We start from the raw sequence: 17,506 nt of genomic DNA on the forward strand, positions 1-17,506 counted from the left end.
ACACTCCTTACTTATTGTCCAAATATTTCACAGCAGGCTTTACTTTCAATCTTCGGTAAATAATTGCCCCAAGACCTATCACAATGCCGATAATGGAAACAACTTGTGCTGAACGTAAGTCTCCTACTAAATAAAGACTATCTGTACGTAAACCTTCTATATAGAAACGACCAATTGAATACCATATTAAATAGCTAAAGAAAATTTCACCACGATTTAAATTCACTTTTCGTAATGCCAGTAATATTAATAAACCGATGAAATTCCAAACAGATTCATATAAAAATGTAGGATGTACATATGTGCCTAGTTCTTCAATGTACATTTGATTAATAATCCAATCAGGTAGCATCAGGTTTTCTAAAAATGAACGTGACACTGGGCCGCCAAATGCTTCTTGATTCATAAAGTTGCCCCAACGACCAATAATTTGACCAATCAAAATACTCGGTGCTGCAATATCAGCCACTCGTAAAAAGCTTACCCCTTTTATCCGCGTAAATATGTAAGCCGTCGCAAATGCACCTAATAGCGCACCATGAATCGCAATACCGCCATTCCAAATTTCAATAATATTGCCTGGATTTTCACTATAATAATCCCAACGCATAGAAACATAATAGATGCGCGCGCAGACGATGGAAATTGGTACTGCCCATAATAATAAGTCAGCTAGAAAATCCTCAGGTAATCCGCGTTTTACTGCCTCTCTTTGTCCAACAAAATATGCTAATATTATCCCCGATACAATTAAAAGTCCGTACCAACGCACAGGAATTGGCCCTAAGTGAAAGGCGATCGGGTTAATATCTAATAGTAATAAATCCATCTTATGCTCCTCTCAATATGTTACAATCCGTTTCCGATTAATCATCTAACTCATCTGATGAAGCAATAACTTCATCTAAGCGTCTTGAAAACTCTTCCGCTGCATTGACACCCATTTTCTTCAAACGGTAATTCATCGCCGCTACTTCGATAATTACGGATACATTTCGTCCAGGTCGTACTGGGATTGTGAGTTTTGTTAGTTCCGTATCAATGATTTTCATTTTTTCTTCTTCTAAACCTAAACGATCATAAACCTTGTCTGGATCCCATATTTCTAACTCAATAATTAAGGTAATACGTTTATATGGTCGTACGGCACTTGCCCCAAAAAGTGTCATGATATCGATAATACCAATACCTCGTATTTCCAATAAATGTTCTAATAGCGGTGGCGGACTCCCTATTAAAAAGTTCTCCGACTCTTGACGGATCTCCACACAATCATCTGCAACTAATCGATGCCCTTTTTTTACAAGTTCGAGAGCTGTTTCACTTTTCCCAACCCCGCTTTTTCCGATAATGAGCACACCAATGCCATATACATCGACTAACACACCGTGTGCCGCTGTCATAGGTGCTAAACGTCCCTCTAAATAATTGGTTAACCTACTCGAAAATTTCGTTGTTGTCATATGTGTTTTAAATACGGGTACATGCTTTTCGTTTGATGCTTGTATAAGCTCCTCCGGTACTTCTAAATCACGTGAAATAATAATAGCAGGCGTATCCTGTGAACATAGCAAACGCATGCGTTCAAGTTTAACATTCGCTGGTAACATTTCAAAAAAGGAAAGCTCTGTTTTCCCTAGTAGCTGTACTCGATTAGCAGGATAATGCGTAAAATACCCAGCCATTTCAAGCCCTGGTCTAGAAATATCACTTGTGGTAATTGTTCTTCCTATACCTTCCTCGCCGCCTAATAACTCTAGCTTAAATTTTTCCATTACATCCCTTGTCAATACTACGACCAATATTTGCAGCCTCCATTCAAACGAATTGAATATTGTTTTATTTTAGCATGCCTATGTATAAAAGAAATGAATTTACACTTGCGTGCATGATTATTAGTAACACTATTATACTTAGTTCTAGTTAAAGGTGGTACATAACAAATGTAAAACTACTTCAGAAAGCTTATGCACATGATAAAAATAGAAAAACTAGCGGTCTCCAGAACCGCTAGTTTTTTTCATTCTATTATTTTTGTGTAGCTAACCATTTTGCAACGGCTTCAGCATCTGCACCTTTAATAAGTCCAGCTGGCATAGCCCCACGGCCATTGTTAATTACGTCTAAAATTTCTTGCTCAGATAAACGAGAACCTACATTGTTTAGTGCAGGTGTATTACCCATACCTTGTAGCTCGCCACCGTGACAAGAAACACATGATTTCATTGCGATTGCTTTACCGTCTGGTTCAGCAGCAGTATCTTTGTTACCTGTAGCTGCTTTATCTCCGCCACCACCACATGCTGCTAAGAAAATCGCTGAACCGAACACTAATGTTAACATTGCTTTTTTCATTAGTACCCCTCCTAAGTAAATGAATATCTTTCCAAGCTATTATACCAAAATTATGCACGTTTGAAACCTTCGCCTAACACCTCATAAGCATCAGAAACAATGACAAACGCTGATGGATCAACGTTTTTAATGAGTTGTTTCAGCTTTGTGAACTCTGTTTGATAGACAACGACCATCAGAACTGGTCGTGCTTCTCCTGTATAACCGCCAATTGCAGGTAACTTTGTCACACCACGATCAATTTCGGCATATATCGCATCACGCACTTCATCTTGTTTTAACGTAATAATATAAACCATTTTCGATTGACTAAAACCTAGCTGGATAATATCAATCGTCTTCGTTGTAACATACAGTCCGATTAACGCATAGAGCCCTTTTTCTAAGTCAAAAACAATTGCCGCACTAATTGCGATAATTCCATCAATTAACAGTACACTTGTACCAAGCGATAATCCGGTATACTTTGTAATAATTTGGGCTAGTAAATCAGTGCCACCAGTAGAAGCATTCCCCTTAAAGACAAGTCCTATTCCTAAGCCAACTACAATTCCGCCAAAAAGCGCACCAAGTAAAGGATTATCTGTCCACGGCTCCCAGTGATTTGTCAATAACACAATAAACGGTAATGTTATTGTCCCAATAAAAGATTTTACGCCAAACTTTTTACCCAGTATTATTACTCCTGCTAGAAACAATGGGATATTAAATGCATATTGTACAAGGCCAGGATTCCAACCAAATAAACCATGCAATATGGTACTTATGCCACTAACTCCACCTGACGCTACTTGATTTGGTAGTAAAAAGACATTAAAACCTATTGCCACTACTGCGGCACCAACAATCACATAAACATATTCCACAATACTTGCCCTTACATCTTGTGTTTGATTCATTTCCTCACGCCCACTCAACTATCAGATTTTTCTAAAGATGACGACATGATTATAGCAAATAGTTTTAACGTTGAGAACTTCATCATGATAAAGAGAAAGTAGTTGGAATAAATGAGAAAAAGTGCTAGATTGATTCCAATCAATCCAACACTTTTTCTAAGCCGTCGATGTCCGTTACAGGTGCACTTTCCGCTCCGCACCGTAATCCCTTCTTGCGGCGCAATACCTTTCAACAGGAGTCACCTCTTTGCTACAAGTAACTCCTATAAGGAAGAATGTTTTTTCTGTAGTTTGCCCTAACTATAATGATGTTTCAGCCCATTCTAGTGCTTCATTATATAAAAGATCAATGCTTGCCATTTCAATATTGATTTGTGGTGCTAATTCTTCTAATCGTTGCCAATCTAATTTTCCTAGCGCAATACTAAATTCAAGATAAGGTGTCATCTCTGTTTGACCACCTAATATTGTTTCTGTAATCGCCTCTGAAAAAGGTAATTGTTGCAAAATAACATTCATCGGTCTTTGTAAGATCGCATCGATCAATGAAAACATCCCAACTAAAAAGTATTCAGAAAAGTTTTGCTTATAGGATCGCTTTGCTAATTTTTCACAAACCTTTGCTCTGAACAAAGATGTTCGCATCAACTCTTGAAAAAGATCTGTATCCGCCCTGTCATCGAATTCACGCAGAGCTAGTAAATAAATCCACTTTCGAAGATTTGCTAAGCCAAGTAATAAAATGGCTTGCTTAATGGAGCGTATTTTCGATTTTGAACGTTTACTAGAATTATTGATCATTTGTAATAATTTATACGTCAACGATATATCCCGTTCAATATTTTCTGCTAACAGATGAACGTTCGGCTCTTCTTCCTTTAAGAGCGAAATTATATGAAAATATTGGATAGCATTTGCGGGAATATCCATCGCTTTAATGATTTGAGGTTGCTCAAAAAAGTAACCTTGAAAAAACTCATAGCCCGAATGCTTGGCGACTCTATATTGCTCTTGTGTTTCCACTTTTTCCGCAAGCAATTTAATATGGGGGAAATTTTCCTTTACCATATTTTCAATTTCCATTCTTTCAACTAAAGAAGATATTAAAAAATCCACTTTAATTAAATCAATATGCGGGAAAAGCTTATCATATATTGGTGCATTTTCTTTTAAAATAAAATCATCTAACGCTATTTTAAACCCATGCGACTTCAGCTCAATGACACGCTTAACTAGATTTGGTGTTAGTGGTACATCTTCTAAAATCTCGATTACTACTTGTGAAGGATCTAAAAATTCATCGATGGAACTCATAAGCAAGTTTTCCGTAAAATTAACAAAACAAGGCTTACCTTTCGTCACCTCATCAATACCAATTGATAAAAATGAGTTCACTAACACATCCACTGTTGCAGCATCTGAATCGACATCAGGAAATGAATTTACATTTTTGTTTCGATATAACAACTCATATGCAACGACCTGTTCGTGAAGATTAAAGATTGGCTGTCTTCCGATGAATACTTCCATTTCGTTGCCCCCAATTCACCATTTTCTAGTAATTATTATAGCACTTTTCATTACCTTACGCTTATTTTTTCAACACTATAATAAATTTTTCTTATCGATAAACTAGCATTTACCTATAAAATTGGAATTTTATTACTTAAAAAGATAAAGCAGTACTAATTTATGCATTTATATTAAAAATTTGCTTTCACTTTTCACTTGCATACTACTACTATTTTGCATTGTTATAGTAAATTTTTAAGATAATGTATTTTTTTATATTGGTGCTAAGAAGATGCACTCTTTATGTAACTAACTTCATTTTTCCTCTTGCTATGGAATATAGCAAAAAGCCCTACCATCCAAAATAGTGGTAGGGCTTGCCGGTGTAAATAATGCTTCACATAAATTTCTTTTAGTGTCAGCTCGCAATTGTTATCTGAGGCATCTTTTTATTTTCCACCAAATTTAGATTTAAGAGCACCAATAACAGCCGGTACGACTGAGATAACTATGATTAAAATAAGAACTACCGAGAAGTTATCTTTAATAATTGGAATATTCCCAAAGAAATACCCAAGGAGTGTACAGCTGAATACCCATAAAACAGCGCCTACAATGTTGTACAGTAAAAAGTAGCTATAATGCATCTTACTTGCCCCTGCAACAAACGGAATAAACGTACGAATGAAAGGCATGAAACGAGCAATTACAATTGTTTTGCCACCATGCGTGTTAAAAAATTTCTCCGCTGCTTCCATACGTTCTTTTTTAACGATACGGCCTAAAAAACTTTTCGGAGGAATTGATGTCCCAACTTTATGACCGATATGGTAATTCATTGTATCGCCTAAAATTGCTGCTGCCAAAAATACAGGAATTAGTATCCATAAGTCAAAGGCGCCCATTGCGGCTGTTAATGTTCCACTGGCGAAAAGTAATGAGTCACCCGGTAAAAATGGGAAAATGACAACACCTGTTTCAACAAAGACAATGGCAAATAAAATAAGATAACTCCAATTACCAAAATCACGAATGATTTCTTCCAAATGCACATCAATATGCATTATAAAACTTATTAACTCTTGAATGAGTCCTATCATTGGTTTTGTATGCTCTCTTTCAATTTAATTTTTCTTAATAGCTTGGACGTTGTTGCGCACAAAAGGGTTCCAAAACAATACAACAAAGTATACAAGTTACTACTCCCCTACTATATGACAAGCCCTTTTAAAGTATGTAGAAGGATTACACATGACTGATTTTATCACTCCAGCTCTATGCACTCAACTTATTTCGCCGTAAGTGCCAGACACCCAAACAATTCTGACAATTCAAATTGGTAGCTGTTCCAAAACCAACAAGCCCACCACAAACTTTCTGTGGTGGGCCTGACTTATCAATTCGTTTATACTTTTTCTTTTAAAGTACGACGCAAAATTTTACCTGTTGTATTTTTCGGTAGCTCATCCAATATTTCTACAACTTTTGGTACTTTATATTTCACCATATGCTTTGCACAATATGCCAAAATATCATCTGTTGTCGTTGCCGCTACTTCTTTGAGTACTATATATGCATGTACTGCTTCACCAAAATTAGGGTCTGGATAGCCAACAACTGCCGCCTCTACGATATTATCATGTGCAAACAATACTTCCTCTACTTCTCTCGGATAGACATTATAACCGCCAACAATAATCATATCCTTTTTACGATCGACGATATAGAAATAACCTTCGTCATCCACTTTTGCAAGATCCCCTGTATAAAGCCAACCATCACGAATGGCCATCGCCGTTTCTTCAGGCATTTTATAATAGCCTTTCATGACATTTGGACCACGAACGACTAACTCACCAACTTCACCGACAGGAACATCTATGCCATTAACATCGACCACTCTATTTTCAACGTTATTAATAGATGTACCGATAGAGCCAGCTTTTCGTTCACGGTCTAATGGATTAAAACATGTAACTGGTGAAGCTTCTGATAAGCCATAGCCCTCTGATACACGTACATTAAATTTCTTCTCGAAATTATGTAATAGTGCAACAGGTAATGATGCGCCTCCTGAAATGGCTAAACGAATGGTTGAAAAATCTTCCGGCTTGCCTTCTGGTAATAAATACAAAAAGTTATACATCGTAGGCACACCCGCAAAGACAGTTGCCTGTTGCTCTCTCGCCAATGTGAAAATTTCACTTGGGCTAAAGCGAGGTGTAAGCAAAACGGTTGCTCCACTAATTAATGGTGCATTGACTACAACTGTTAATGCAAACACATGGAAAACTGGTAATGTAGCAATAATCCGATCATCTGCTCGATACCCTAAATACGTTGAGACATCACGTGCATTTGAATAAACATTTCCGTGAGTCAGCATAGCACCTTTTGGATTGCCTGTTGTTCCCGAAGTGTATAATATAATGGCCGTGTCATCTGGTGCTACGTCTGCCGGTTCTAACGATCCCGAAGCACTTGCAATAATATGTGAAAATAAATGTGTTTTCGCTTTTGCCGCTTCCGATAAAGCAGCTATTTTTTCAGCTACATCCGCTGTTGTTTCACAAACGACAAATGTCACTACTTCTGGGAATGCCTGTACACCTACTTCTACTAATGGAAGCAGTGCATCGAGTGCAATAACCGCTTTAACATCGCCATTTCGTAAAATATAAGATATCTCATCTGGCGTATAGATTGGATTCACAGGAATTGCTGTTGCTCCTAGACGCAGCGTTGCATATAAAGCGATTAAATAATGTGGCGTATTGCCGAGTAAAAACGCCACATGGTCCCCTTTTTGTACCCCTAAATCTTGTAACCCCTGTGCAAAGCGACCAACTGTGTGCTCAAATTCCCCATAGGATGTATCTTTCCCCATAAAATGATACGCAATTTTTTCCGGCTGCTCTACTGCTTGTTGACGAACACATGAAACTAAATTCAATTACACCATCCCCTTATCGTATAAAATGAATCGTTATTCAGTAATATTATATAAGAAATATATCTAAAAAACAATGAAACTTTTTATTTCGTGTCAATATTACCTTTAAAAAAATCATTTTTTTCTCTTTTGTACGTATTTTTAAGAACGGATATGGGAGATGTAACGCCAACGAATTAAGTAAAAATAGATAACTTGTATTAGGACAAAGAAACCAAATGCAAAAAACACTTCTTTCACAATTGAAATATTAGCAATGTCCTTTAAAATGCCCTGCACCATAAAGAAAGCAAAGCCACTGTGCATCATAGCAACGCCCCAAGGTAAGAAAAATTGTGGGAATAAATGACGGTTGACTAGCTTTTTCAACTCAATATCTGTTAAGCCCATGCGTTTTAACACATCAAATTTTCGCTTTTCTCGTTCAAGTGAGGTATGCAATTTAAAGTAAATAAAACTACCAGCAGCTAATAAAAATACAGTGGCCACTAAAACACCAACTAATGTAAATAATGAGTAGGTAGCTAATATATAAGAATAATTTAATCCTGCATTTTCAAAATAAAATGGACTATGCTTGCCCTTCTTTATACTATAAAAATATTCCGTTGAGGCAACATCCACTATGTCCTTGCCAATTTCCTTCGTCTCCATCCACTGTGGAATATCAAATGTAAATAAATGATAGACTGGTTGGACAACGCCCTTACTAGTAATCGGCTTTACAAGCTTTACAAAGTCTTCATCACTGATCACAATCGAGTTTACACTAACAATGGAACCTGGGAATACGATTTTAGGATAGACACTATCAATGGTAATAGGAATGTCGTTTTCTTCTAAAATTGTATGGACTACTATATTTTTAAGTTTTTTCAAAGACTCTTCGGAATATGGTATAAACACTGCCTCACCAGACGCCAAATCAATTAACGGATAGTTAAAAGAAGACAACAAGACATTCATATCAGATTCGCGAAACACTTCTACCTCATTATGTGTAAAGGAGGATGTTTGCTTTACAACAAGAAAACGGGATAAATGATAGGATAAGCCCTTGTCTTCTAACTGCATACGCAAAGAATTAATATGTTCAGCCTCAAACGGATTATTAATATCCCCTTTATAAATAAGCCCCAATGGATTTAATCGGTCATATTGCGTCGTATAAGAAGACATTGTAGCTAAAACACCGACTGATAAAAATGCTAGTGTCGAAACCATTGTGACAACGAAAAACATTTTCACATTATCCATCATAATATGTGTCTGCTCGGCTAACGATAATAAGCGATAACGTCGCCAATGAAATTTACGTTTCCCTCGTGCAATTTCTAAAAAGAACGGTACTGAATCACTAAAAAAATAATACGTTCCAAAAGTTGCCGAGAAAGGTATCAATAACGTTAAACCTATCATCGTTGTATGGGAAACGATAACTGCCAATGCATACGTTGCTAAAATCAAAACAACTCCATATGCTGCGCGAATCTTTGAATAACTAGCTACACTAGTTAAATAATCATTTCCTTTGATAAGATCTCGCAATTTTCTCTCACGTGTAAAATATACGCTAATAAACGAAATAACCACAAAAGCACTAGTGAAGACCCCTATCGTTAGTAAAAAAGGTTGCCAAGATACATAGAGCGGCAAATTCTCTAAATGTAAAATTTCTCGAACAATCATAAAGAAAAACTTAGAAAATGAGAAGCCAAAAATAATGCCCACAATAATCGAACCAGAGCCAATAATCATTGTTTCTAAAAAGACAAGTTTGTTCATTTGGCGCTTTTCCATACCAAGATGCAATAAAATAGCAAACTCATGGGATCTCGCCTCTAAAAAGGCACTCATGGAATAATATAAAAAGAACAAAGTAAAGAGGACAAGTACGATTTCTGCACCAATCATGCCGACTAACGATACTTCTCCTAAAATACCTCGTTCAATATCTGGATGAAACATCAGCATTGAATAGATAAAAAATACAGCCACAGAAAAAAAGCTTGCCATAAAAAAGGCACCGTAAATACGGCTGTTCCGTACGACATTACGGTAAGCGAATTGTCGAAAGGTCACCTACTTGCCCTCCTCCTAGTAAGCTCAATACATTTAAAATCCGTTGGAAAAACATTTGACGGCGATCATCACGATAAATCTCATTGAAAAATTCTCCATCCTTAATAAAGAGCACACGATCACAATAACTTGCGGCAATGGGATCATGTGTCACCATTACGATTGTCGTTTGTTTTTCCTTATTAATTTTGGTTAATAGTTCAAGGACATCACGAGACGAATTCGAATCTAAATTCCCTGTTGGTTCATCCGCTAAAATAAGGCTTGGGTTGTGAATCAGCGCCCGTCCAATAGCGGTTCTTTGTGCTTGTCCACCTGAAATTTCATTTGGACGTTTATGCAAAAAGGACGTTAAATCAAGCTTTTCTACAATACCTGCAAGGCGCTCCTCCATTACTTCTAATGGTTGCTGATCGAGCGTTAACGGCAATACAATATTTTCTTCAACCGTAAGCATATGCAATAGATTAAAATCTTGAAATACAAAACCGAGCTGTCTTCTTCTAAAATAGGCAAGCTCTGTCGCATTTAACTTATGCGGGTTCATGCCATCTAAGATGATTTCCCCACTTGTTGGTTCATCAATTGTAGAAATCAAATTTAATAATGTCGTCTTGCCGCTTCCTGATGGACCCATTACCGCTAAAAACTCGCCTTGTTCAACTTCAAAGCTTAATTGATTGAGTGCACGATGCGTCACCTTGCCCTCATATACTTTCGTAACATCTTTTATTTCTAAAATAGGCATACTTTGTTCACCTTATTTCTCGATTAATTCCATAGATTTTGGTAAAAGCCAATTGAATACGACCTCAAAGCCAATTTGAAAGTGCGGTTCTATTAGGGCTGAAGCATTCTTTCCTTCTTCTTGCACTAGACTAAAGCAATGTTCTCCAACTACGACATCCCATGCATCTAACTCACCTTCAATTATTTCACCATAAACTGAATAGTGCCCACTATACATCACTTGCTCGCCTTCAACTGGAAAAGCATTTAGGAGACTTGGTTTATGTAAGTTTAGCCCAAGTGCATCGCAAAAATGCACAACTTCATCTTGCAGTAAGAAGCTAGCCTGACGGAAATTTTCACAAAACAAACAGTCACAAAGTTCTGTGTGTGACGCGTACAACTCCTTCGTTTTTTCTAATTCAATATTTAATACCCAGTCTTCAATCCGTACTTCTCCCATTTCTGCTCCCCCTAATTTGTAAATGTCACGGTGACAATCGTACCTTTGCCTACTTCTGATATAATGTCCAATTTATGCCCTAATTTTTCGCAGATTTCCTTTGCTAAATATAAGCCCATACCTGTGGATTCCCCAGTTTTACGCCCATTTTCACCCGTAAAAAAAGCTTTGGTCACACGTGAAAGGTCAGAAGCAGGAATACCAATTCCTTCATCACAAATCGCTAACTGAATATGATCATCTTGTTTAATAGCAGACATCACGATCTTTTTATTCTCTTCAAATGTATATTTCACTGCATTTGTTACAAATTGCCCGATGATAAATCGAAGCCACTTTGAATCACTTGCTACGATAATGTCGTCCTCAATATGGATTTCCGGAAAAACACGATTCGTAATAAATAAACGTTTATTTTCATTAACAGTTGCAGTGACAATTGTTTTTAACGGAATTTGTTCGACTTGCATATCCTCTTCAAAGTTTTCTAGACGTGCGTTAACAAGCACCATATCCAATCCTCTACGTAAACGATCTATTTCCTCTTGCACATTCTTTTTATCGAGAGGGCGCTCATCCTGCAACAGCATCTCAATGACAGAAATAGGCGTTTTCATTTGGTGTACCCATTGATTCATAAATTGATCGTGGCGCTTTTGACTAGCATACAAGGAATGAAGCTCATGCTGATAGAGTCGGTACAGTTCATGCATATATTTTTCAACTTGCACGGCTTCTGGTGTCTTGGCATTTTTTTGTAACACATCCTCCATTGATTTTGGCAGATGTAATATTTTACCCAAATAACTTTGGCGCATTAAATAACGAATAAGTAAAAATGAGCATAGTAATACCAAGCTAATACTTACAGAATAAATAGCCGTATCGACGTTACGAAAGCCATCGAGCCAGTACAACACCATAATAAAACCGACTAAAATCAGTTGAAAAATAAAAAATGTTGCATAATCACGTAAAAATAATTTCCAGCCCATTACAACTCACCCGCACTTAATATAAAACGATAGCCTGCTCCGCGAACCGTCTCAATTGTTGAGGCAATATGATAATCGGCTAGCTTCTTGCGAACACGTGTCATGTTCACATTTAACGTATTTTCATCGACAAATGCTTGATCGTCCCATAGCTCCTCTAACAGTTGCTCACGCGTAACTACTTTAGGTGCATGGCCCATTAACAATTCTAAAATAATACATTCTTTTTTCTGTAATGGAATTTCTAACTCATTTTTGTGCAGCTCCATTCGCTCTAAATGCAGTACAAGCTGTCCTTGTTTAATCGTCCGTTCTTCTTGTCTAGCGGCATATTCTCCATATGTACGACGCAAGTGACTACGGATTTTAGCGAGAACGATTTCATAATTAAATGGCTTTGTAATAAAATCGTCACCCCCATTTTCAAGCGCAAAAATTTGATCCATTTCGCCAGAGCGCGCTGAAATGAAAATGATGGGACATGTTGTATGTTGACGTAGCTGACGACACCAATAATAGCCGTCATACGCAGGTAAATTTATATCAAGCAATACCATATGTGGATTAAAAGCTGTAAATTCTTCTATTAAGTGGTCAAATTCTTGAATCGTTTCCACTTCGTATTGATATTTTCTTAGTGTTTCTGCAAGCAATGATGCAATCTTCACATCATCCTCGACAATAAATATTCGATGCTTCTCCATAATGACACTCCTTTCTATCATATATTGTACCAAAAAAAGGCTACGCGCCCTAATTGCGCGTGCCCTATTTATTGTGAATATATTGGTAACATCATTTTCAGTGATTTCATTATATTTCGCCTTGAAATTTTTCAGCAATATAACTGCCATCACATGCGCCAAGTTAGGCTAAAATATCTTTTTTAGGAAAAGGCATTCGCCAACTATTTTTTGCCTGCTGTTTAATAAATTAACTGTAAAAACTCTTCTGTAGCAATGCCACCAAAGTATGTTGGGATATTAATATCCGCTAAAGACTTCGCAATCGCAGCACGATCATAGTTTGTACCAACTAAGCGTTGCTCAACATCTGCAATATCGCCTACACCGAAGAAATCACCGAATATATGTGCTTCTTCAATTACACCGTGATTCACTTCTAAGCGAATGTCAATCCCACCTGAAGGGAAACGATGTGTTTTTTGAATATTAAAGCGAGGAGATTTACCGTAGTTCCATTCCCAAGTTTGATAGCGTTCAGCAGATAATTGATGAATATTTGCCCAGTCTTCCTCTGAAAGCTCATAATAGCGAATGTTTTCTTCTCCACCGAAAATGGATTTTAAAATTTCTAAGCGGAATGCTTCAACCGTCATTTTGTCCTCTAAAAACTCGGAAATATTGGCTACACGTGAACGAATGGATTTAATGCCCTTTGATTCAATTTTATCTTTCTTTACTTTCAATGCAGATACAACTGCATCTATTTCTGTATCAAACAGTAATGTCCCATGACTAAACATACGGCCTTTAGTAGAAAACTGCGCGTTACCAGATACTTTACGTCCTTCAGCTAAAATATCATTACGACCTGATAGTTCAGCATTTACGCCCATTTTTGCAAGCGCGTCGACAACTGGCTGTGTGAATTTCTTATAATTCATAAAGCTATCGCCATCGTCCTTTGTAATAAAGCTATAGTTCAAGTTTCCAAGGTCATGATACACCGCACCACCACCAGAAAGGCGGCGCACAACGATGATACCATTATCTTCAACATAATCTGTATTAATCTCTTCAATCGTATTTTGGTTCTTCCCAATAATAATAGATGGCTGATTTATGTAAAATAACAGCACTGGTTCCTTCTCTACATCCATTGTCTTTAGTAAATACTCCTCAATGGCAAGGTTAATGCGTGGATCATGAATCCCTTTATTATCAACGAAAATCATAGTCGTTTCCTCCTTCACAAAATATCCATATTTTATTTTAACGTAAATTAGGCATTTTGTGTTGACGAAACGCATCTGTTATAATACACTAGAAAATAATAAAACAGTAATAGTACAGATGAACTTAAAGGAGGAGTCCACAATGTTAGAAAACGTAGTTGAATTTTTCAAGAACTTACCTGCAAAACAATGCACAGAATGCGGTGAAAAGATCGAAGAACAAAGCGAATGCTACAGCAACACTTGTGAAAAATGTAACTGCCTATAAGCATTTGCCTATGCTGTAACGTCATTTCGTGCCCCACACGAACTAATAATGACACCACTCATCATACATTTATGATGAACCATTAATTAAATCTCTTACACTTACACAAAACAGCAGCTGATACGCTCATATCAGCTGCTGTTTTACTTTAAAATGAAATTGTTTAAGTGACTGGCACTTTGCATATGTGCCAGCCATGACATTAGGGCGGGTACAGACACTAATACAATTTCCATGCTAGCTGTATATTTTATAGCTTACTAAGTAAAAATCCACGTAGACTCCTGCGGGAACAGCACAAGTTGTAAGACGCAACAAACCGCGCGACAGCGAGGGTTGTGGCTTACACTGTGCCCGCGGAAAGCGAAGTGGATTTTTACGATTTAGGAGCCTATATTATGCTAGGTGCTAAATTATTTAAGTGACTGGCACTAAAAAACACCCACCAAGTAAATGGTGGGTGCAAAGTGTTGTTAATCTTCCGCTACTTTTGAGTAACGTTTTGTGTGTAATAACATGAAATAACCAAAAGTAATGACTAAGAACACAATTAGGTAGCCAAATAACATACCGTAGTTTTGCCATAAATATGTCATGTCGCCTGTTGAGATGCTTGCTTTAAACGCTTGAACAGTATATGTCATTGGCAATAATTTATTGAATACTTGCAATGGTGATGGAATCAGTTCAAGTGGGAATGTACCCGCGCTTGTTGTAAGCTGTAAAATCAGTACAACAATGGCAATGAAACGACCTGGATCACCGAAAATAGAAACTAACATTTGAATTAAAGCTAAGAACACATAACTTGTTAGTAACGCCGTTAGTACAAAGTAACCTAAATTTTGTACTTCAAGACCTAATCCCCATTTTACAATGGCAACTGTTAATAAAGTTTGCACTAAACCTACGAATGCAAGGACTGTCACCTTACTTGTAAACCATGATGCGCCATTTTTCGGACGAATTGCTGGTTCTACAAGTGGGAATACGATTGAAATTAGCAATGCTCCAACAAATAATCCAAGTGAAATAAAGTAAGGTGCGAAACCTGTACCATAGTTTGGAACATGGTTGATTGATTCTTTTTCTACTTCAACCGGACTACCGACCATATCATATGTGTCATTATTTGCATGTACTTCGTTTGCTTTTTCACTAGCTTCACCTAATTTGCTAGATAATGTCGCTGTACCATCAGCAAGTTCAGTTGAACCATCAGCAAGTGTTGCAGAGCCTTCTGCTAACTCACCAGATTTTGAAGCAAGTGTTGAAGTGCCTTTATTCAATGTTGTTGTACCACTCGCTAAGTCATTTAATCCTGAAGCTAATGTTTGTGAACCAGCAACAGCTGTGTTTACACCTGCATGTAATTCACCTAGTTTACTAGCAAGAGTTGCATTACCAGCTTGAAGGCTTTGTGCACCTTGCACTAGTTCATTGCTTTTTGCTGCTAATGCATTTGCACCAGCTAAAACATCTTTTTGACCTGCTGCTATTTGTGATGCACCACCGCTAACTTGGTTAGCACCAGCTTGTAATTTTTCAGTACCTGCTGCTAATGCATTTAAACCATTATGCACATTGGTACTACCAGCTTGTAGCTCAGCTAACGTTTGTTTTAAAGCAGCGGCTTGCTCTGCTGGCATTGCATCAATTGTACTTTTTAACTGTGCTGTTAAAGCCGCAATACCCGCTTCCACTTGTGCAGAACCAGTAGATAACTGATTTGCTGAACTGTTTAGCTTACCAGCATTTTCAGCAACTGATGTTGCACCGGCAATGATTTGCTGTTGTTTTTCAGTTATTGTTGTAAGACCTGCTTCTACTTTCGCTACACCTTGTGTGTATTGAGATAGACCTTGTTGAAGACTTGTTGCACCGTCAGCCGCCTGCTGTGCACCTTGCTGTAACTGCACTGTACCGTTTTCTAATTTCACAAGACCACTTGATAAGTCGTTAGCACCAGTAGCCGCTTTCGCTGCACCTTTGGTAATTTTATCTGTCCCATCAGAAAGTTCGATTGTGCTAGAAGCTAACTGCTCTAAGTATCCTTTTAAATCTTTTGCTCCATTTGCTACTTTTTGAGCGCCTTCGTCTAACTTAACAGAACCATCAGCTGCTTCTGTAAAGCCATCTCCCATTGTGGCAATAGAATCAAATAATTTTTCTGCATACGTAGCAGAAACTTGCGTATTTACTTCCGCACGAATGCGATCCATTGCTGTCTCGCCAATTTGTGCTCCTAAGAAGTTCAAGCCTTCATTCGGAATGTAATTCATTACTAATTTAGAAGGTTTATCATCAAGTAAAGTCGTAGCATGTTCTGAGAAATTTGTTGGGATTTCTAAAATCATGTAATAGTCTCGACCATTTAAACCTTTTTCTGCTTCTTCTTTTGACACTTCTATAAAGTCAAATTGCTTACTATCGACGAGTTTGTCGACTAAGGTATTTCCTAAGTCTAACTTCACTCCATCCATTTCTGCACCCTTATCATCATTAACAATCGCTACCGGCAAATTAGACATACCTGCATATGGATCCCAAAACGCCCATAAAAACATGCCTGCATACATGACCGGAATAAATAGGACAGCGATTATTGAAACAAGCATTTTTCTTGTTTTAAGGATTTTCAGCCATTCAGCTTTAATCATATTTTTTCTCACTCCTATACTTGTTGACCGAAAACGTCATTTGGTCATTTTATTGCAAAAAAATCGTAAACTTCATCATGTGTAAAATTTGTAGATTTTTTCTTAAAGAACGAGCCCTCGAAAGATTGTCTCCTTGAAAAGATTGAGTATCTTTTCTTCTGGAATCATGTCGCCATGTAGCTCATGCCAATCTACTACGAACGCTAAATACGCTTTTAATAACAGGTAACTTACTAACTCTGCATCACAATCTCGAATTTCACCTTTATCAATTCGTCGTTGAATTAATGTTGCTACATAAGATAATATTTCAGACTCAATGCGAATTAGAACTTGTTTGACCGCTGGCGTACGTAATTCTTTTTCTTCTTCTATTAACTTTGCAAATAAAAGATGCTTCTCACGGAACTGTAGCATTTTCATCAAAGCATGATGCGCATTATCCATAAAGCTTGCTGATACATCCAACACTGCATCCGCTTCCGCCTTCATCTCACGTACAAGTGACATCGCAATCTCTTGAAATAAAATTTCTTTATTTGCAAAGAATGTATAAATCGTTCCTTTACCGACATTCGCAATTTTCGCCACTTGTTCCATCGTCGTTGCTTTGTAGCCAAACAACGTAAATGATTTTGCAGCTGCTTCAATAATTTCCTGCCTACGATCCAT

16 protein-coding genes are annotated in these 17,506 nt (G+C 37.3%); 1 reads left to right on the top strand and 15 read right to left on the bottom strand.

Annotation, left to right across the window (positions count from 1 at the left end):
- Window positions 1-7: 7 nt before the first annotated feature.
- The 13 genes from lgt to MHH88_RS18445 form a co-directional block, all read right to left on the bottom strand.
- Entirely contained in the window at window positions 8-829 is an 822-nt protein-coding gene (gene lgt, locus MHH88_RS18385) for a prolipoprotein diacylglyceryl transferase (RefSeq protein ID WP_339259898.1), read from the bottom strand.
- Between the two features lie 37 nt (window positions 830-866).
- Complete coding sequence (gene hprK / locus MHH88_RS18390) at window positions 867-1,802, bottom strand: HPr(Ser) kinase/phosphatase (RefSeq protein WP_069514570.1); 936 nt, start codon at window positions 1,800-1,802, stop codon at window positions 867-869.
- A 226-nt stretch (window positions 1,803-2,028) separates the two neighbouring features.
- Complete coding sequence (gene cccB, locus MHH88_RS18395; RefSeq protein WP_069514573.1) at window positions 2,029-2,355, bottom strand: cytochrome c551; 327 nt, start codon at window positions 2,353-2,355, stop codon at window positions 2,029-2,031.
- A gap of 50 nt (window positions 2,356-2,405) precedes the next feature.
- A complete protein-coding gene (locus tag MHH88_RS18400) occupies window positions 2,406-3,254 on the bottom strand; it encodes a YitT family protein (protein WP_069514576.1) in 849 nt (282 codons plus the stop codon).
- 300 nt (window positions 3,255-3,554) lie between these two features.
- Window positions 3,555-4,784 carry an HDOD domain-containing protein gene (locus MHH88_RS18405; protein WP_069514579.1) on the bottom strand — a complete coding sequence of 410 codons (1,230 nt, stop codon included), beginning with the start codon at window positions 4,782-4,784 and terminating at the stop codon, window positions 3,555-3,557.
- A 431-nt stretch (window positions 4,785-5,215) separates the two neighbouring features.
- Complete coding sequence (locus MHH88_RS18410; protein WP_069514583.1) at window positions 5,216-5,866, bottom strand: VTT domain-containing protein; 651 nt, start codon at window positions 5,864-5,866, stop codon at window positions 5,216-5,218.
- A 305-nt stretch (window positions 5,867-6,171) separates the two neighbouring features.
- Window positions 6,172-7,719 (bottom strand): fatty acid--CoA ligase family protein, encoded by a 1,548-nt coding sequence (locus MHH88_RS18415; RefSeq protein ID WP_069514586.1) that lies wholly within the window; start codon window positions 7,717-7,719, stop codon window positions 6,172-6,174.
- Window positions 7,720-7,860: 141 nt separating this feature from the next.
- Window positions 7,861-9,801 carry an ABC transporter permease gene (locus MHH88_RS18420; protein WP_069514589.1) on the bottom strand — a complete coding sequence of 647 codons (1,941 nt, stop codon included), beginning with the start codon at window positions 9,799-9,801 and terminating at the stop codon, window positions 7,861-7,863.
- Window positions 9,773-10,549, bottom strand: a complete 777-nt coding sequence (locus MHH88_RS18425; RefSeq protein WP_025220500.1) for an ABC transporter ATP-binding protein — start codon at window positions 10,547-10,549, stop codon at window positions 9,773-9,775. Before MHH88_RS18425 ends, MHH88_RS18420 begins: the two co-directional genes overlap by 29 nt.
- Window positions 10,550-10,561: 12 nt before the next feature.
- A complete protein-coding gene (locus tag MHH88_RS18430; RefSeq protein ID WP_339259904.1) occupies window positions 10,562-10,993 on the bottom strand; it encodes a hypothetical protein in 432 nt (143 codons plus the stop codon).
- Window positions 10,994-11,004: 11 nt separating this feature from the next.
- Complete coding sequence (locus tag MHH88_RS18435) at window positions 11,005-11,988, bottom strand: sensor histidine kinase (RefSeq protein WP_339259906.1); 984 nt, start codon at window positions 11,986-11,988, stop codon at window positions 11,005-11,007.
- Window positions 11,988-12,692, bottom strand: a complete 705-nt coding sequence (locus MHH88_RS18440; RefSeq protein WP_339259908.1) for a response regulator transcription factor — start codon at window positions 12,690-12,692, stop codon at window positions 11,988-11,990. Before MHH88_RS18440 ends, MHH88_RS18435 begins: the two co-directional genes overlap by 1 nt.
- A gap of 221 nt (window positions 12,693-12,913) precedes the next feature.
- On the bottom strand, window positions 12,914-13,906 hold the full coding sequence (locus MHH88_RS18445; RefSeq protein ID WP_069514601.1) for a lipoate--protein ligase: 993 nt from the start codon (window positions 13,904-13,906) through the stop codon (window positions 12,914-12,916).
- A gap of 142 nt (window positions 13,907-14,048) precedes the next feature.
- Between MHH88_RS18445 and yhfH the strand changes: the two genes are divergently transcribed.
- Window positions 14,049-14,174, top strand: coding sequence for a protein YhfH (gene yhfH, locus MHH88_RS18450; protein WP_069514604.1), 126 nt, complete (start codon window positions 14,049-14,051; stop codon window positions 14,172-14,174).
- 473 nt (window positions 14,175-14,647) lie between these two features.
- On the opposite strand, the gene MHH88_RS18455 is transcribed toward yhfH, so the two are convergent.
- Complete coding sequence (locus MHH88_RS18455) at window positions 14,648-16,834, bottom strand: YhgE/Pip domain-containing protein (protein WP_339259911.1); 2,187 nt, start codon at window positions 16,832-16,834, stop codon at window positions 14,648-14,650.
- 102 nt (window positions 16,835-16,936) lie between these two features.
- Window positions 16,937-17,506 carry a TetR/AcrR family transcriptional regulator gene (locus MHH88_RS18460; RefSeq protein WP_069514611.1) on the bottom strand — a complete coding sequence of 190 codons (570 nt, stop codon included), beginning with the start codon at window positions 17,504-17,506 and terminating at the stop codon, window positions 16,937-16,939.

The sequence above is a fragment of the Lysinibacillus sp. FSL K6-3209 genome, from assembly GCF_037976175.1.
GTDB lineage: Bacteria > Bacillota > Bacilli > Bacillales_A > Planococcaceae > Lysinibacillus > Lysinibacillus sphaericus_D.